This is a genomic window from Nonomuraea fastidiosa, assembly GCF_042751225.1.
Classification (GTDB): Bacteria; Actinomycetota; Actinomycetes; order Streptosporangiales; family Streptosporangiaceae; genus Nonomuraea; species Nonomuraea fastidiosa.
In genome coordinates this window covers 714,691-732,159 of record NZ_CP170570.1, presented here as the reverse complement: position 1 = coordinate 732,159, position 17,469 = coordinate 714,691, and the positions used below count along the sequence as shown (strand labels likewise).

Sequence of the window (17,469 nt, the reverse complement as noted above, 5' to 3'; positions counted from 1 at the left end):
ATTACCGGGTGACTCTCCGCCTATCCCTCCACACCTGGATGAAGTCGGCATTCCGCTAGCGGTAGTCGCACACCCCCGTCGGGAAGATCTGCTTCAGCCGGGCCCGCTGCTCGGCGGTGGGCTTCCAGGAGCCGTACAGGCCCTTCGCGATCGCCCGCTCGACCGGCTGCAGGCGGCACTTGAAGACGCCGCCCTCGATCGGGCCGCCCGCCACCGTACGCGAGGTGCCGTACAGGGGGAAGCGCTTGGTGCACGCCCCAGGGGCGCGGCGGTCGAGCACGCCGTCCCAGACGTGCGGACCCGCGGCGATCTCGGTGCCGTCGGTGGCGAAGCAGCGGTCCACGGCCTTGGGCGGCTTGTTGCCGATCACGCCGCGTGACGGATGCCTGCGGATGTTCGCCATCCACTCGTCGATCACCTTGAGCGCCTCCGGCGTCTGGTCGAACTCGGGCCCGTCCGGACGCGCGTCGGTGAACCAGATGACCTGGTTGCCCGCCTGGCCGTCGTGGTTCAGCATGCGCTTCCTGGCGGCGAACGACTGGTGCGCGTTGTGCATGTCCAGCTCCTCCTCCAGGTAGTGGCGCCAGTCGATCACCGGGATGTCGATGTCGCCGCCGAACACCAGGCCGCTGCGCAGCACGTTCCTGATCGCCGCCGGGTCGCCGGTGCGGCGCGGCGCCGGGTCGCCCTGGTGGGCGTTGCGCGCGCTCCACGGGTCGAAGTCGGCGGGACAGACCGAGGGCACGAACGGGCAGCCCTCCTGCACCATGTCCTTCGCCTCCTTCCACGAGCCCACGCGCGCGTTGAGGTCCAGGAACTCCTCCGGCGTCAGCACGCCGTCCCTGAGCGCCTTGAGGCCGTACTGGACGCCCACGTTGTCCCACGTCGAGCGGGCGTAGCCGTGCTCGTCCACGCCGTAGACGGTGCGCAGGTCGTCCCAGTGCGTCCACTGCACGGTGTCCTTGACGCCCGGCGGGTCCATGCGCTCCCACTCGGGGTCGTTGTTCGACGTCCACAGCGGGTTCATGGTCAGCGGGGTCAGGCCGCGCCAGCCGTTCACGCACTCGTCGGAGCCGGGCTTTCCGGTGTACGGGTTCGCGACCGTGCCGCTCGCGTTCATGCCGATGAGCGCCGTGCGGTCGTCCCACTTCGCCCAGCGCGGATGGGCGTCCATGTAGCGTTCGAGCAGCTCGCAGTCGCCCACGTGGATGGTCTGGGTGACCATGTCCGGATACGAGTACTGCGGGATCGCGGCGTCGATGATCCGGGTGCCGTGGTTCTGGGCATAGATGTACTGCTGGATCGCGCCGCCCGACGCGCCCACGCCCACCGTGTAGAGCGGCGGGCCGTACCGCTCGATGAAGCGCTCCTTGACCATCAGGGCCGTCTCGCCGCCCAGGATCAGGTTGTAGTGCGTGTTCGTACGGGTGCCGGACGAGTACATGATCGCGTAGCCCTGGCCGAGCTGGTACGCGTCCAGCGCGCCGCCGCCGATCGTGCCCTGGTCGTGGCCGATCGCCACGCCGCCGTCGAACCGGTAGACCGCCCGGCCGGTCCAGCCGTCCTCCAGCATCGCGATCGAGTACAGGAAGCGGTTGATGACGCCGCGCTCGCGCTTGACGACGAAGTCGACCGTGCGGCCGTCAGGCAGCGTCGTCGTCGCCATGTCGGCGGGCCGCTCGGCGGGCATCGGCTTGAACGTGCCGTCCGTCGAGCGATAGAGGCGGTCGGTCACCGTCGGCGCGAAGCAGTCCTTGCTCCAGCCGCCCTCGACCCGCATGCCCTGGCCGTCCTGGTTGTCGGCGACGGGCGGGCCGAGGCCGCTGCGCTCCGTCTTGCATAAGAACGGGTACTGGTGCGGGCCCGAGAAGATCGGGCCCTCGATGGGGTGGTTGCGTAAGCGGATGCTCGTGCGGTGGTGGCCCGCGACGGCCGTGATCGTGTTCTCCCCGATCCGCAGGCCGGTCACCAGGCCCGTACGGCTCTTGCCGGTACGGGTGAACGCCGCCGTGACGTCCTCGCCGTTGCGCAGCACCCTGATCTTCGCGTCTCCGTGCACCCTGATGAGGGCGTCGCCGCCGCTGACCTGGTCGGGGCGGCTGGACAGTACCTCCAGCGCCGGCCGGGCGGCTTCGGACGCCTGCCCTGCGGCGGAGGCGGTGGCAGAGGCGGAGGCAGAGGCGGAGGCGGAGGCGGAGGCCGGGGTGGCGACGAGGCAGGACGCGAGCATGGCGAGGATCACCGGAGCCTTCATCATGGTCACGACGGTGACACGGCCCCGCCCGCTTGCACAGACCCGATCTTGCCGCCGTGCGGAGCCGCGCCGGCCGCGTGCGCGTACGCGCGGGGGCTGCGCTGATCGTGTGCGTGCGTGTATGCGAGGGCCGCGTTGATCGCGTGCGCGCGTACGTGCTGGGAGGCGCTGATCGTGTGGCGCGTGTCGCACGGGCGTGCATGGGGCCGTGGCCGCGGCTCGTGGGCGATTTCGCTCACAGCGGTCGGGGCGATATCCGCGCGCGTCACGGGCCCGGACATGCCAGTCTGGAACACGTGCTGCCCGACCGCCCAACCAAGCTCGTGCCGCCCGTGCTGGCCAGGATGGCCGCATGGTCCGGTTGCCTGATCCTCGTCGGCGTGGTCGTCTACTTCATCGTCCAGGCCATCGCACGCCTGGCGTTCGTGGCGCTGCCCGTGGCGATCGCGCTCCTGCTGACCGCGCTGCTGTTCCCGCTCACCAAGAGCCTGCGCAACGCCGGCATGCGGCCCATCTACGCCACCTGGATCACCATGCTGGTCGCGCTGGCCGTGCTCGTCGGCACGGGATGGCTGGTCGGGGCGCGGGCGAGCGAGGAGTTCCCCGGCCTGGTCAGCCAGGTCCAGGAGACCGCGAGGACCGTGCAGGAGTGGCTGATCACCGGGCCGCTCCACCTCGAAGAGGCGCAGATCACCGACTACGTCGACGAGATCGCCGCCATGGTCAACGAGCAGCGCACCGCCATCACCGGCACCGTGCTGTCGGCCGGCGCGGTCGCCATCGAGGTGCTCGCGTCCATCGTGCTGCTGCTGTTCGTGACGTTCTTCTTGCTCAAGGACGGCGATCGCATCTGGGTCTGGTTCCTGAAGGCGTTCGGCTCGGTGGCGCCCAGGGTCGACCGCGCCGGGAGGGCCGCCTGGACCACGCTCTCGCACTACGTCCAGGGCACCGTGGCGGTGGCCGCCGTGCACGGGCTCATCATGGGCGTCGTGCTCGCCGGCATGGGCGTGCCGCTGTGGGCGCCACTGGCGGTGATCATCTTCTTCGCCAGCTTCATCCCCATCGTCGGCATCTTCTTCGCCGGCACCGTCGCCACCCTGGTCACCCTGGGCGCCAAGGGGCTCGTCTACGCGCTGATCTTCCTCGGCATCCTCATCGTGGAGCAGCAGCTCGAAAACCACGTTCTCCAGCCGCTGATCGTGGGCCGGGCGCTGCACTTCCACCCGCTGGCCATCATCCTCGTGCTGTCCGTGGGCGGCGTCCTGGCCGGCATCGCGGGCGCCGCCGTGGCGGTCCCGGTCGCGGCCGTCATCTACCGCGCCCTGCCTGAGCTCCGCCACAAGCCGCCGGAGCTGCCCCCGGGCCACGACGACTCCACGGCCCCACCGGGCTCACGCCCACCCGGCGACACCCCCGACCGCCACGGTGACGGTGGGGGTCCTTCCGGCGGTGACGGCGACGACTGGGGCCGTCCTGATGACGGTGACGACTGGGGCCGTCCTGATGACGGTGACGACGCTGGTCGTGACCGCCGTGGTGACGGCGGCGGCACTCGTGGCCGTCGCGGCGGTGGTGGCGGTGGTGGTGGCCGTCGCGGGGGTGGTGGCGGTGCTCACGGCGGCCGTAGTGACGGTGGCGAGCGGCGGGACGCCGTCCTCGCACGAGACGACAGCTCCTCGCCCGACGGCGACGCCCGCAGCGACGCAGGACAGGACGGCCGTGCTGCGCAGGCGGAGGATGCTATGCAGACGAGCGGCGCTGGGCACGCCAGCGGTGCTGTGTAGGCGAGCGGTGCCGTGCAGGCAGGCGGTGCTGTGCGCGCGGTCGGTGCTAAGGCCGGTGCGGTGGCGAGGCGCGGATGGCCGTGCGTCTCGCGATGGGCGCGATGCGGGAAGCGACACCCGCGATGCCGGGAGCGACGTCACCGGCCCTGGTGCCCCCGGCCCTGGTGCGGAGGTCGCCTCTTCCCGTGCATAGTCCTCGGGGATCTTCCCGTGCGTAGCCTCGGGCGGCCGTTCGGTGCGAAGCGGCGTGACCCGGGAGCGGCGACTCAGGCGTCTCGGGCGCGAGCGGCTTTCCACGTGAGCCGTCCGCCGGGCGGAGGGCGGTTTGCACGGTGGCCGTCGGCGGTCGGCGCGCGCTGGCCGGGTTGTGCTAGCTGTCTGTCGGGTGGAGGGCGGTTTGCACGGTGGCCGTCGGCGGTCGGCGCGCGCTGGCCGGGTCGTGCAAGCCGTCCGTCAGGTGGAGGGCGGTTTGCCGCGTGCGGGGTTCCCTGGGAGCGGGGAGGGCGCGGGTGGGCTGGTCGCGTGGTTCGGGTGGTGGCGGTACGGAGTAACCTCATCACCCGTGACGCGTTCCTCCCTCACCACTCCGCCGCCCGGCGCAGAACGCCCGGAGGCGCCGCCGGGGGCGCCCGCGCCGGGCACCGTCCTGGGCTCCCACTACGGCCGGTGTTTCGGATGCGGCAGCGAGCACCCGACGGGGCTGCACCTGAAGGCCAGGACGCCCGACGGTGCGACCGTCGAGGCCGAGTTCACGGTGGGGGAGGCGCATCAGGGCGCGCCGAAGCTGGCGCACGGCGGTGTGCTGGCGACCGCGATGGACGAGGTCATCGGTATGTCCGTCTACCTGTTCCGCAAGCCTTATGTGACGGGACGGCTGGAGACCGACTACCTCCTCCCCGTTCCCGTGGGCACGACACTCCACCTGCGTGCCTGGTGCAACGGCATCGTGGGCAGGAAGGCGTACCTTGAGGCTGAGGGGCGCATCGGCGCTCCAGACGGACCGGTCGCCGTCCGCGCGGCAGCGCTGTTCATCGAGGTGAACATGGAGCACTTCGCCGAGCACGGCGATCTGGCCGCCATCGAGGTCGAACATCCGGACTACGAGGTGAATCCTTGAGCAGCAGAGTAGAGGTCCTCATCCAGCGGCTCGACAGCGAGCTGCCGATGCCGTCGTACGCGCACGCGGGCGACGCCGGCGCCGACCTCTACGCGGCCGAGGACGTGGAGCTGAAGCCCGGCGAGCGCGCCGTGGTCGGCACGGGCGTGGCGATCGCGCTGCCCGACGGCTACGCGGCGTTCGTCCATCCGCGGTCCGGCCTGGCGGCCAAGCACGGGGTCACGCTCGTCAACGCGCCCGGCACGGTCGACGCCGGCTACCGGGGCGAGATCAAGGTGACGTTGATCAACACCGACGCCAAGGAGCCGTTCCGGCTGCGCCGGGGCGACCGCGTGGCGCAGCTCGTCGTGCAGCGCGTGGAGCGGGCCGCCTTCTACGAGGTGGAGCGCCTGCCGGGTTCCGTACGCGGCGCGAACGGGTTCGGGTCCACAGGGCGTTGACCGGTGCGGGGCCCGAGACGGGGCCCGGAGATGGTCGTCAGACGTACAACGGGCCGGCCCGATGAACAGGGAGAGTGAGGAACGTGTTCCGACGTCGTCGTCGACGTGAGCAGCCGGAGCCGGTGGTCGAGCAGGAGCCCGCGCCGCCGATGCGTGAGTCCGGCCCGTGGGACGCCGACGAGCCACATCCGGACAACGACCGCATCGACCTGGGCGGTCTGCGACTGCCGCACAACCCTGACTTCGACGTGCGGCTGGCCTCCGTCGGAGACCAGCACGTCGGCGTGGTCGTCCTGTACGACGAGAGCTCGCTGCAGCTGCAGGCGCTGGCCGCGCCGCGCAGCATGGACCTGTGGGACGAGATCAGAACGAAGATCGCCGGCCAGGCTGGTCACCTGCAGGAGCAGGAGGGCCCGTTCGGCACGGAGCTGAGCGGCGAGATGCGGGTCGACGGCGGCAGCAGGCCGGCCCGCTACATCGGCATCGACGGGCCCCGCTGGTTCCTGCTCGCGGTCATCTCGGGCAAGGCGGCGGTCGATGACGCGACGGCCGAGGCGTTCCACGAGTTCATCAAGGACGTCGTGGTCGTCAGGGGTGACGAGCCGATGGCGCGGGAGGAGCCGATCCCGCTGCGCCGCCCCAACGACCCGAGCCGCCAGGAGACGGCCGAGCGGTCGAGGTTCAACCCGTACAAGCGAGGGCCTGAAATCAGCGAGATTCGCTAGCGGCCGACATCACATAGGCTGAGGCATCATGGGTACGGCAGAGCCCCCCAAACGCGGGGGATTGCGCGGGTTCTTCAGCCGGCTGGCCTCCCCCAGTCAGAGATCGAGGCCCGCGAGCTGCGGGAGGACGCCGACGAGGTCGGCGCCACTCCGATCGTCTCGTGTGGCGGCCGCCGCCGCTTCTGCGTGGCGGGTACGCTACGTACGGTGACACTGCGTCCGAGAGGCGGTGCTCCTGCTCTCGAGGCCGAGCTCTATGACGGGTCCGACGTCATCGACCTGGTCTGGCTCGGCCGCCGCAAGATCGCGGGCATCGAGCCGGGCCGCACGGTCAAGGCCGAGGGCCTGGTCAGCATGCAGGACGGGCGCAAGGTGATGTTCAATCCGCGTTACGAGCTGCGGCCAGGGAGTTGATCAGGTGAGTGCCGAGGCGGAAGAGGTCGCCCACGACACCGTGGAAGCGGCGGTTCGAGCACAGCTGGCGAAGGCGCTCGGCGGTGTCCGGGGCATCATCGAGGCGGCGGTGCCGACGATCGCGTTCACTTTGTCGTGGATCTTCAGCGAGGATCTGAAGCTGTCGCTGATCATCAGTATCTCGCTGTCGGTGTTGTTGCTGCTCGTACGGCTGCTGCAGAGGTCCACGCCGCAGTTCGTGATCAACAGTCTGATCGGCATCGCGATCGGTGCGTTCTTCGCCAGCCGTACGGGCGACGCGAAAGACTACTTCCTGCCCGGCATCCTCTACAACGCCGGCTACGCCGTGGTGATGCTGATCTCCATCGTGACCCGGTGGCCGATCGTCGGATTCCTCATCGGCTCGGTCACGGGCGACCCGACGGGCTGGCACAAAGACCCGGGCATCGTGAAGCTGTGCACGCGGCTGACCTGGCTGCTGATGCTGCCGTGCGCGATCCGGGTGGCCGTGCAGGGGCCGGTCTACCTGTTCGGCGGCGGTGACCAGGCGGTCGCCGCGCTCGGCTTCGCCAAGATCATCATGGGGTGGCCGTTGCAGGTGGCGGCGCTGGCGGCCATGGTCTGGGTGCTCGGCCGCGGCCGCACCCCGGTCAAGCCTCCGGTCGCCCCCGCCTGACCCCTCCGGCCTCGGCCGGTACGGGACAGTACAAGACGGCACAAGACGTACGAACCTGGCCTGAGCTTCGGCCCGTACCCCGCCCGAGTGGAGGACCGGCGGGGTGCGGGCCGCACCCATGTGAGCAGAGTGTGCCCGGTAGGGCGGGGGCTGCGCCCGGGAGAGGCTGGAGCGCGAGGCTGCGCCCGGGAGGGGCCGGAGTGCGAGGCTGCGCCCGGGAGGGGCCGGAGTGCGAGGCTGCGCCCGGGAGGGGCCGGAGTGCGAGGCTGCGCCCGGGAGGGGCCGGAGCGCGGGGCTGCGCCCGGGAGGGGCCGGAGTGCGGGGCTGCGCCCGGTGAGCCGGGACGCGTCTGCCGCGGCTGTGGGACGCGTCTGCCGCGCCCCACGGCAGACGCGTGCGGGTCAGCGGTCGTCGTGTTCGGGGTCGAAGGCGGTGGGCTCGGCGGGCAGCGTGTAGCGGGCGGCGATCAGGTCGGCCATCCGCCGCCGCGTCTCGCCTGGGTCTGCGGCCTCGTCCCCCTCCAGCGCCGCCGCCTCCTCGGCCAGCTCGGCGTCGCCGAGACTCTCGCGTATCCACGTCGAGTAGTCGCCGCGCCGCAGGTGGTGCAGCCAGGTGTCGTCGTCCACGCCCTCGCTCAGCTCCACGAACGTGTGCAGGTTCCTGGCCCGCAGCCGCAGCCGCTGCTCCGGCCCGGTGAAGTAGAAGCTCTTGTCCTTGGACATGGTGCCGGCGGCGTACTTGCGGCGGTGCCGGGTGCGTTCGACGCGGGCGGGCGCCAGGGTGAGCCGCCGGGCGGAGCCGGTGCCGTCGAGCCACAGCGCGATGTCGCCGGACGCGCCGGTCACCGGGGGCGCGTCGAGCCCGCGCGCGGTGGCGAACGCGGCGAGCGTGTTCTCCGGGTTCTTGCCGACCGCGACGGTGCTGTTGACCATGCGCAGCGCGGCCGGGCTGAGCGCGTCGGGATGCACGGTGATCATCAGTACCGAGCCGAGGTCGCCGGGGCTCTGCAGCGGCACGTGGCGGACCTCGGCGGGCATGAGGTGGTGCGCCTCGTCGAGGATGAGCCAGTGCGGGTGCCCGAGCCTGGCGCGCAGGCCGGCGACGCGGGGCAGCAGCTCGGCGAAGTATGCGGGCCGGTCGCGCAGCTGCAGGCCGATGAGGTTGATGACGACGCTGTGGGCGGGGTGCTCCAGCGTGTGCAGGACCTCGTCGATGGCGGGCACCCGGTCGGGGTCGCCGAGTACGGTCACGCCCGGATATTCGGCGTAGTCGCCTTCGGGGTCCACGATGACGCACTGGTAGCCGTCGCCGACGAGCCGTTCGAGCAGCGCGGTGGTGACGGTGGACTTGCCGCTGCCGGAGGGCCCGGCGACCAGCAGGCCCAGCCCGTACGTCGGCAGCCGCACCTCGGCGCCGTCGTCGTGGCCGAGCAGCACGTGGTGACGGGCGAGTTCGAGGCCGTCGAGGTCGCCCGCCAGCAGCTTGCCGGCCAGCTCGGCCACCCCCTGCCCGGCCGCACCGTCGAGGGCCAGGTCGCAGGACTCCCTGAGCGCGGGCGTGGCGTTGGCCACGGCGGCCCCGCACTCGGCGACGCTCAGGAACGCGTGGTCGTTCTCGCCGTCGCCGACCGCGACCGTGCCGTGCCGTGACAGGCCGAGCCGGTCGAGTGCGGCGGCCAGGCCGCTGGCCTTGTTGACACCGGGCGGCAGCACCATGACCGCGCCCTTGTTGTAGATGACCTGCAGCTCCAGGCCCAGCTCGCGGATGGCTTCGAGGACCGTCACGTCGTGCGGTTCGCGGGTGGCCACCACGACCTGGCCGACGCCGAGCGGGGTGACGCCCGCAGCGCGCAGGCGCTCGGCGAGCTCGGGCGGCGGGGGCGTGGCCAGGGCGTCGCAGGTGCGCTGGTGCGGGTCGTACAGCAGCCCGCCGTTCTCGGCCACGATCAGGTCGAACAGGGCGGGGTGCGGGAAGACCGACAGCAGGTCGTCCAGCTCGCGGCCGGTGACCAGCAGCAGCTTGATCCCGGCCTTGGACAGGCGTTCGAGCGCCGCTATGGCCTCCTCGTCCGCCTGGCCGCCCCTGGCGAGGGTCTCGTCGTAGTCGGTGGCCAGCACGTTGTAGCGCATGGCCCTGCCCTACCCGCTCAAAGGTAAAGATCTCCGGGTGGAACGCTGAACCAGTCGATCCACTCTCGGGGGTACAAGCCTGGCGAACATTCGCCTCTTACTTATCGGGGGACCGCCATGTACAGATGCGCTATCGCCGCCGTCACCATGACCGCCGCGGCGCTGCTCCTCTCCACCACGCCCGCGATCGCCGCCACCTTCCAGGGGGCGGCTCACCCGTGCGGAACGGGTGTGACGGACGTGCTCAGGCTCAAGCCGTTCACGATCTGGACCACCGACGGCGGGTGCGCGACGGTGTGGTTCAAGCGCAAGCACGACCACCACCACAAGCACGTCGGCCTGTTCTGACGCGCGGGCCCGAGCGCGGGCCCGAGCGAGGGCCCGCGTGCGGCTAGTGCTGCGACAGGAGGTGGGCCAGCTCCTGCTCCACCTCCTGGCTGGCAACGAACAGCAACTCGTCTCCGGCCTCCAGCGGGTCGTCGGCGGTCGGCACCAGCACGCGGCCCTCGCGCAGGATCGCCACCAGCGCCGAGTCGGCGGGCCACGGCACCGAGCCGGCCCGCTGCCCCACCACCGGCGCGTCGTCGGCCAGCGTGAGCTCGACCAGGTTGGCCTGTCCTTGGCGGAACGTCATCAGCCGCACCAGGTCGCCGACGCTCACCGCCTCCTCCACCAGGGCGCTGAGCAGGCGCGGCGTCGAGACCGCGACGTCGACGCCCCACGACTCGTTGAACAGCCACTCGTTGTTGGGGTGGTTGATGCGGGCGACCACGCGCGGCACGCCGTACTCGGTCTTGGCGAGCAGCGACACCACGAGGTTGACCTTGTCGTCGCCGGACGCGGCCACCACGACGTGGCAGTTGTTGAGCCCGGCCTCGTCGAGCGAGGCGATCTCGCAGGCGTCGGCGAGCAGCCACTCGGCCCGCGGCACGCTGTCGATCTTGATGGCGTGGGGGTCGCTGTCGATGAGCAGCACCTCGTGGCCGTTCTCCAGCAGCTCGGCCGCGATGGAGCGGCCCACGGCGCCGGCTCCGGCGATGGCGACGCGCATCACTCATCCCCTTCCGGTGCGGCGGCGAGCACCTTGTTGATGCGATCCATGTCAGACTCGGCGGCGATCACGTGCAGCACGTCGCCCTCCTGCACCACGGTGTCGGGGGAGATGGTCACGGCCTCGCCCATGCGGTTGATGAAGGCGGCGCGGGTGCGGGCGCGCTCCTCCAGGTCGGTGACGCGGGTGCCGATCCACGCGGGGTTGACGACGACCTCGGCCAGGACGATGGTGCCGGTCGGGTCGCGCCACAGCGGCTCGGCCCCTTCGGGCAGGATGCGGCGCATGATCTGGTCGGCCGTCCAGCGGACGGTGGCCACCGTCGGGATGCCGAGCCGCTGGTAGACCTCGGCGCGACGGGGGTCGTAGATGCGGGCCACGACGTTGTCGACGCCGAAGGTCTCGCGGGCGACCCGCGCGGAGATGATGTTGGAGTTGTCGCCGCTGGAGACCGCGACGTAGGCGGCGGCCGACTCGATGCCGGCCTCGATGAGCACGCCACGATCGAACCCGATGCCGGTCACCCGCCGCCCGCGGAACCCGGCACGCAGCCGGCGGAATGCCTGCGGGTCGCGATCGATGATGGCCACGGAATGCCCGCTGTCTTCGAGGATGTGCGCGAGGGTCGATCCGACCCGGCCACACCCCATGATCACAATATGCATGTCCCCCCGCATCTACGCGGTCGGCCGGTTGCTCGACACCAGTATGGCCCTCGGGGGGAGCACCTCGGGCCGGGCATCGGCCTGCGACTAGCATCTCGTTACGTGGCGAAGGTAACGGATCTTGTCAAACGCTTGCTCGTGGGGCGCGCCCTGCGAAGCGGGCAGCTCCACGAGCAACTTCTCCCCAAACGGATCGCGCTACCCGTCTTCGCGAGCGACGCGCTCTCGTCGGTCGCCTACGCGCCACAAGAGATCCTCGTCATCCTCTCCCTGGCGGGGGTCTCGTTCTATTCCTACAGCCCGTGGGTCGCCGCCGCGGTCGTGGTCGTGATGATCACGGTGGTGGCGTCGTACCGGCAGAACGTCCACGCCTACCCCAGCGGCGGCGGCGACTACGAGGTGGCCACCACCAACCTCGGCAGGAACGCCGGGCTCACCGTGGCCAGCGCCCTCATGGTCGACTACGTGCTGACCGTCGCGGTATCCGTCGCCAACGGCGTCGACTACGTCGGCGCGACCCTCCCGTTCGTCGCCCAGCACAAGCCGGCCGTCGCCATCGCCATCGTCATCCTGCTCACCGTGGTCAACCTGCGCGGCGTCCGCGAGTCCGGTGCCGCCTTCGCCATCCCCACGTACGCGTTCATGGCCGCGATCCTGCTCCTGCTCGTCTGGGGCGGGTTCCGCACGCTGCTGCTGCACGAGCAGCTCCAGGCCCCGAGCGCGCACTTCACGGTCGAGCCCGAGCAGACCAACCTGACCGCCTTCGCCGCCGCGTTCCTGGTGCTGCGCGCGTTCTCGACCGGGTGCGCGGCGCTGACCGGCGTCGAGGCGATCAGCAACGGCGTGCCCGCGTTCCGCAAGCCCAAGAGCAAGAACGCGGCCTCCACGCTGCTGATGATGGGCCTGATCGCGATCACCATGTTCAGCGGCATCGTCGCGCTCGGCCTGGCCTCGGGGGTCAAGTTCGCCGAGCCGTCCGTCGTGGCCGAGGACCTGCTCAAACCGGACGGCACGCCGGTCGGCCCCGGCTACCACCAGCAGCCGATCATCTCTCAGGTGGCCGACGCGGTGTTCGGCGGCGGGTCGCTGCCCTTCGTGGTGATCTCGGCGGTGACGGCGCTGATCCTGTTCCTCGCCGCCAACACCGCGTTCAACGGCTTCCCCGTGCTCGGCTCGATCCTGGCCCAGGACCGCTTCCTGCCGCGCCAGCTCCACACCCGCGGCGACCGGCTGGCCTTCTCCAACGGCATCATCATCCTGGCGCTCGCCGCCTGCCTGCTGCTGTGGGGCTTCAAGGCCGACGTCAGCCGGCTGCTGAACCTGTACATCGTCGGCGTGTTCGTCTCGTTCACGCTCAGCCAGACCGGCATGGTCGTCCACTGGACCCGCCACCTGAAGACCGAGACCGACCCGGGCGTCCGCCACCAGATGCACCGCTCGCGGATGATCAACTTCGTCGGCGCGGTCATGACCGGTCTCGTGCTGATCGTCGTGCTGCTGACGAAGTTCCTGGTCGGGGCCTGGATCGTGGTGATCGCGATGCCGGTGCTCTTCCTCATGATGAAGGGCATCAGGCGTCACTACGACAACGTCGCGGCCGAGCTGGAGCTCACCGAGGACTACGACGCGTCCATGCTGCCCGCGCGCAACCACGCGATCGTGCTCGTCTCCAAGATCCACAAGCCGACCATGCGCGCCCTCGCCTACGCCCGCGCCACCCGGCCGTCCACGCTGGAGGCGGTCACGGTCGGCGTTGAGGGCGAGGAGGCGCGCAAGCTGCAGGAGGAGTGGGAGCGGCGCGGCATCCCGGTGCCGCTGAAGATGCTCGACTCGCCGTACCGGGAGATCACCCAGCCCGTCCTCGACTACGTCAAGACGCTGCGCAGGCGCTCGCCGCGCGACGTGGTGACGGTCTTCATCCCCGAGTACGTCGTCGGCCGCTGGTGGGAGCACCTGCTGCACAACCAGAGCGCGCTGCGGCTGAAGGCGCGCCTGCTGTTCAAGCCCGGCGTCATGGTGACCAGCGTGCCCTGGCAGCTCCACTCCTCCAACCGGCTCATCGGCAGGCCCGAGCCGTACGCGCCGGGCGCGGTGCGGCGGCCGGGGCACCGGACGCCAGGGCACCGGGAGAAGAGCCCTAGCTGAGCAGGGCGCGCAGCCGCCGGGTGTCGCCGGCGTCCCAGCCGGGCGGCGGGGCGACGGCGGCCCAGCCGTCCACGATGTTCGCGCCGTAGCGGTGGCCGTGGCCCGCGGGCACGTCGAGCGCGGTCGTCATGTCCACCAGCACCTGCCAGAACGTCACCAGCGGGAACCAGTTCATCTCCGGGTTGACCCCGGGCCCGCGCCTGCCCTCCAGCCAGGCGGGACGGTCGTAGATGAGCTCCGGCGACCACCACACGACCGGGTCGGTGGCGTTCTGCAGGTAGACCACGCGCGGGTGGCGCCACGGGGCCGGCGGCGTGGACAGGTCGCCCGGCCGCTGGGCGAACCTCGCCGTCTCGCCGTCGTCGTAGACCGGCCGCCACACGGGACTGCCCGGCTCGCGGTCGCTGGTCAGGCGGTGCCAGATGCGGTTGGCGTTGGGCGGGCCCACGAACATCGCGCCGTCCGCCTTCGCCGTCAGGTCGTCCAGGTCGCGGAAGCTCTCCTCCAACTGGTACGAGCCCAGGCTCTCACCTGACAGCAGCAGCTTGGGCCGCTTGCCGGCGGGCAGCCGCGCCCACCGCGCGCGCACCGCGTCGAACAGCGCCCGCCCCGCGGTCGCCGCCCTGTCCCTGTCGAGCAGGAACGACGCCCAGCTCGGCAGGTACGAGTACTGCATCGCGACCATGGCCGAGCTGCCGTTGTACATGTACTCCAGCGCGTCTGCGATGCGCGGATCGACCCACCCGGTGCCGGTGGTGCCCAGCACGGCCAGCACCCGGCGGCCGAACGCGCCCGTGCGCTCCAGCTCGCGCACCGCAAGGTCCGCCTGCGCGGTCAGTGACGAGGCGCTCTCCAGTCCGACGTACACCCTGATCGGCTGGACGGCGGGCCTGCCCGAGAAGGCCGACAGCTTCGACGGGGTGGCGGCCGAGGCGGTGAAGCGGCGTCCCTCGCGGCCCAGCGACTCCCACGAGACGAGCGAACCGGGGCCGCCGGAGACGTACGCGGAGGTGGGCCTGCGCACGCCCGGGTGGGTGCCCTCGTTCGCCACGGACGAGATGTCGTTGATCCGCGCCACGAACGCGTTGAACAGCACGTCGTTGGCGAACACGGTGACCGCGAGCCCGATCGCGATCACCCCCGCGACGTGGCCCAGGTAAGGCGGGACGAAGCGGTCGAGCCAGGCGTTCAGCTTCCGCCCGGCCAGGCGGACGAGCCGGGCCAGCAGCAGGGCCAGGAAGAAGAGCACGACCGTGAGCGCCAGGATCACCGGCGGGAACCAGGTGATGCGGGTGTCCATGCCCATGAGGGCCCGCAGGTCGCGCTGCCAGTCGTAGCTGTACCAGAGCGTCACCGCCGACAGCGCGGCGCAGCCCGCCAGCATGACCCGCCAGATGATCCGCCGCGCCCGCTCCGGCGGCCGGTAGCGGATCACCGCCCGGCCGAGCGCCCCCAGCGCGGCGCCCACGGCATAGCCGAGTATGGCGGTGACCGCGCCCATCACACCTTGGTACAGCCATGGCCTGGGCAGCAACGACGGCGTCAGCGAGGCGCAGGCGAACAGCGTGGCCAGCAGGGTGCCGCCGAAGCCGGGCCTCCGCCGTACCACTCTGTCCATGACCCCTTACAGTAAGCGCTCGCACCCGGCTGGGACGCTGCGGGCCTGGGCATAGGCTGTCTGCTGTGGAACAGGCAACTCTCGAGCTGACGGTAGGTCCGGTCGCCCACGGCGGCTGGTGTGTGGCGCGCCACGAAGGGCGCGTCGTGTTCGTACGGCACGCGCTGCCGGGCGAGCGGGTGATAGCCGCCGTCACCGAGGAGACCTCCCGCTTCCTGCGGGCCGACGCGATCGAGATCCTCGAAGCCTCACCCGACCGCGTGGTGCCGCCCTGCCCCTACGCCGGACCCGGGCGGTGCGGCGGCTGCGACTGGCAGCACGCCACCCTCGATGCGCAGCGCAGGCTCAAGGCCCAGGTCGTGGCCGAGCAGCTGCGCCGGCTCGCGGGCATCGAGCGCGAGGTCGTCGTCGAGGAGGTCCCAGGTGCCAAGGACGGGCTCGGCTGGCGCACGCGCGTGCAGTTCGCCGCCACCCCATCCGGCGAGCTGGGCTTCCGCAAGCACCGCTCACACGACATCCAGGTGATCGACGCCTGCCTGATCGCCCACCCCGAGGTGGAGGCGGTGGGCGCTCAGGACCACCGGTGGCCCGGCGCCGCCGTGGTCGAGGTCATCGCCTCATCCGGGGGCGAGCGCGCCGTCGTGGTCGCGCCCAGGCCGCGCCGCAGCGTGCCCGTGCCCGAGCTCGACGCGCCCGCCTCGATCCTGCTCGACCAGGGCAGGGGCCGCACGGTCGCGCGACGCGGCTCGGGGGTGCTGCACGAGCAGGTGGGCGACCGCGAGTTCCGGGTGGCGGGCAGCGGCTTCTGGCAGGTGCACCCGGGGGCGGCCGAGACGCTGCTCGACGCGGTGCTCGCCTACGCCGCGCCGGAGCCGGGGGAGTGGGCGCTCGACCTCTACTGCGGGGTCGGGCTGTTCGCCGCCGGGCTGGCCGAGGCCGTGGGCCCCGAGGGCGCGGTGTTCGGGCTGGAGTCGGAGGCGGCCGCCGTCCGCGACGCCCGCGCCAACCTGCGCGACCTGCCGCAGGCGCGCGTGGAGCGCGGGCGGGTCGAGGAGGCGCTCGACCGTTTCCAGATCGAGCGGGCCGACGTCGTCGTGGTGGACCCGCCGCGCGCCGGGCTCGGCCGCGAGGTGGTCGAGCGGGTCAGTGCGCTGGAGCCCTCGCGCATCGTGTACGTCTCCTGCGATCCCGCCACGCTCGCCCGCGACCTGGCCTGGTTCCGCGACCACGGCTACCCCCTGTCCGACCTGCGGGCCTTCGACGCGTTCCCGATGACCCACCACGTGGAATGCGTGGCGCTGCTCGTGCGGCAAGGCTGATCTTCACCGCGCCAATGTGACGCAGATCTCAATGCACGATTTTCGGCCCTCGCGCCTTCGGGTGCGGGGGTCGATTCGTCCGTGCCCATAGGGGTTTCGGTACGACCGGACGGGGTTGCACAGGCGCATCACCCATCACGGTGGTTTACCGGTTTTGCTGCCCAATGTCTCCGTTCGGATGACAAATCGGTATCGGTCCCGACAGAATGCGGTGCCATCCAGCGTCTACCGCAACTGGAGGAAACCCCCTATGCGTAGACCCCTTGGGGTACTCGCCGCAGCCGTCAGCCTGGCAGCGATCGCCACGCCACTCAGCGCGGCGCAGGCTTCCGCGGCCACGGAGGCGGCTCGGTGCCGTGTGAGCGTGGCCAAGCCGCGTGTCAGCGACGCACTGAAGATCCAGTCCTGGGCAGTCCGCCGGGGCTGCTTCGACGACGCGCTCCTGCGCATCCGCATCAAGCGGGCCGTTCCCGGCACCGACCCGGTCGTCAAGAGCGGGGCCACCAGGGACGGCCGCATCACGCTCGCGCTGCCCTGCAAGGCGGGTACGTACTACGCGGTCGCCACCGACTACCGCGGGCACACCGCGAAGTCCAAGGCCGTCAAGCTCACCTGCACCCCCGGTAGCGGCATCCCGACGCCCGCCCCCACCAAGCCCGGCACCCCGCCGACGAGCAAGCCCAGCACGCCGCCGCCCGCCAACGGCAGCGGCACCGTCGGCACCGCCGAGGAGAACGAGGTCGTCCGGCTGGTCAACGCCGAGCGGGCCAAGGGCGGCTGCAAGCCGCTCAAGCACGACGCACAGCTCCACGCCGCCGCGTACGGCCACTCCGCCGACATGGCCGCGAAGAACTACTTCGACCACACCTCCAAGGACGGCCGCTCGTTCATGGACCGCATCAGGGCGGCCGGCTTCACCGGCGGCAACGCCTGGGCGGAGAACATCGCCATGGGCCAGCGCACGCCCGCCGAGGTGATGAAGTCCTGGATGAACAGCTCCGGGCACCGCGCCAACATCATGAACTGCCGGTACACGCTCATCGGCGTCGGCGCGGCCAAGAACTCCAAGGGCCAGATCTACTGGACGCAGGACTTCGCCGCCCGCTGATCCCCCGGACCACGGCCTCGCCAG

At 71.2% G+C, this 17,469-nt stretch carries 15 protein-coding genes; 10 read left to right on the top strand and 5 right to left on the bottom strand.

What is annotated here, in order from left to right; translation table 11 throughout:
* Positions 1-55 precede the first annotated feature (55 nt).
* Positions 56-2,257, bottom strand: coding sequence for a DUF6351 family protein (locus tag ACFMQL_RS03270; protein WP_378784515.1), 2,202 nt, complete (start codon positions 2,255-2,257; stop codon positions 56-58).
* A gap of 293 nt (positions 2,258-2,550) precedes the next feature.
* Between ACFMQL_RS03270 and ACFMQL_RS03265 the strand changes: the two genes are divergently transcribed.
* The 6 genes from ACFMQL_RS03265 to ACFMQL_RS03240 all read left to right on the top strand — a co-directional run bounded on the left by ACFMQL_RS03265 (position 2,551) and on the right by ACFMQL_RS03240 (position 7,410).
* Positions 2,551-4,038 carry an AI-2E family transporter gene (locus ACFMQL_RS03265; protein ID WP_378784513.1) on the top strand — a complete coding sequence of 496 codons (1,488 nt, stop codon included), beginning with the start codon at positions 2,551-2,553 and terminating at the stop codon, positions 4,036-4,038.
* A 562-nt stretch (positions 4,039-4,600) separates the two neighbouring features.
* A complete protein-coding gene (locus ACFMQL_RS03260; RefSeq protein ID WP_364067278.1) occupies positions 4,601-5,155 on the top strand; it encodes a PaaI family thioesterase in 555 nt (184 codons plus the stop codon).
* A 47-nt stretch (positions 5,156-5,202) separates the two neighbouring features.
* Positions 5,203-5,595, top strand: coding sequence for a dUTP diphosphatase (gene dut / locus ACFMQL_RS03255; RefSeq protein ID WP_378790128.1), 393 nt, complete (start codon positions 5,203-5,205; stop codon positions 5,593-5,595).
* An 83-nt stretch (positions 5,596-5,678) separates the two neighbouring features.
* Positions 5,679-6,320, top strand: a complete 642-nt coding sequence (locus ACFMQL_RS03250) for a DUF3710 domain-containing protein (RefSeq protein WP_364067282.1) — start codon at positions 5,679-5,681, stop codon at positions 6,318-6,320.
* Positions 6,321-6,527: 207 nt separating this feature from the next.
* A complete protein-coding gene (locus tag ACFMQL_RS03245) occupies positions 6,528-6,734 on the top strand; it encodes an OB-fold nucleic acid binding domain-containing protein (protein WP_225289212.1) in 207 nt (68 codons plus the stop codon).
* 4 nt (positions 6,735-6,738) lie between these two features.
* Complete coding sequence (locus ACFMQL_RS03240) at positions 6,739-7,410, top strand: DUF3159 domain-containing protein (RefSeq protein WP_364067286.1); 672 nt, start codon at positions 6,739-6,741, stop codon at positions 7,408-7,410.
* A gap of 401 nt (positions 7,411-7,811) precedes the next feature.
* Here the strand turns inward: ACFMQL_RS03240 and ACFMQL_RS03235 are convergent, their stop codons facing one another.
* Positions 7,812-9,539 carry an HAD-IIB family hydrolase gene (locus ACFMQL_RS03235; RefSeq protein ID WP_378784512.1) on the bottom strand — a complete coding sequence of 576 codons (1,728 nt, stop codon included), beginning with the start codon at positions 9,537-9,539 and terminating at the stop codon, positions 7,812-7,814.
* 117 nt (positions 9,540-9,656) lie between these two features.
* Here ACFMQL_RS03235 and ACFMQL_RS03230 point away from each other — a divergent pair, with 117 nt between their 5' ends.
* On the top strand, positions 9,657-9,887 hold the full coding sequence (locus ACFMQL_RS03230; RefSeq protein ID WP_364067290.1) for a hypothetical protein: 231 nt from the start codon (positions 9,657-9,659) through the stop codon (positions 9,885-9,887).
* 43 nt (positions 9,888-9,930) lie between these two features.
* On the opposite strand, the gene ACFMQL_RS03225 is transcribed toward ACFMQL_RS03230, so the two are convergent.
* Positions 9,931-10,590, bottom strand: coding sequence for a TrkA family potassium uptake protein (locus ACFMQL_RS03225; protein ID WP_364067292.1), 660 nt, complete (start codon positions 10,588-10,590; stop codon positions 9,931-9,933).
* Entirely contained in the window at positions 10,590-11,255 is a 666-nt protein-coding gene (locus tag ACFMQL_RS03220; protein ID WP_378784510.1) for a potassium channel family protein, read from the bottom strand. The genes ACFMQL_RS03225 and ACFMQL_RS03220 overlap by 1 nt, the downstream gene beginning before the upstream one ends.
* A gap of 102 nt (positions 11,256-11,357) precedes the next feature.
* Here ACFMQL_RS03220 and ACFMQL_RS03215 point away from each other — a divergent pair, with 102 nt between their 5' ends.
* A complete protein-coding gene (locus ACFMQL_RS03215; RefSeq protein WP_364067296.1) occupies positions 11,358-13,400 on the top strand; it encodes an APC family permease in 2,043 nt (680 codons plus the stop codon).
* On the opposite strand, the gene ACFMQL_RS03210 is transcribed toward ACFMQL_RS03215, so the two are convergent.
* A complete protein-coding gene (locus ACFMQL_RS03210) occupies positions 13,393-15,018 on the bottom strand; it encodes an alpha/beta-hydrolase family protein (RefSeq protein WP_364067298.1) in 1,626 nt (541 codons plus the stop codon). The genes ACFMQL_RS03215 and ACFMQL_RS03210 overlap by 8 nt on opposite strands.
* Before the next feature lie 65 nt (positions 15,019-15,083).
* Here ACFMQL_RS03210 and ACFMQL_RS03205 point away from each other — a divergent pair, with 65 nt between their 5' ends.
* The gene (locus ACFMQL_RS03205) at positions 15,084-16,337 is read left to right on the top strand and encodes a class I SAM-dependent RNA methyltransferase (RefSeq protein WP_364067300.1); all 1,254 of its coding nucleotides are present in this window, start codon (positions 15,084-15,086) and stop codon (positions 16,335-16,337) included.
* 364 nt (positions 16,338-16,701) lie between these two features.
* Positions 16,702-17,445 carry a CAP domain-containing protein gene (locus ACFMQL_RS03200; protein WP_364067302.1) on the top strand — a complete coding sequence of 248 codons (744 nt, stop codon included), beginning with the start codon at positions 16,702-16,704 and terminating at the stop codon, positions 17,443-17,445.
* Positions 17,446-17,469 lie beyond the last annotated feature (24 nt).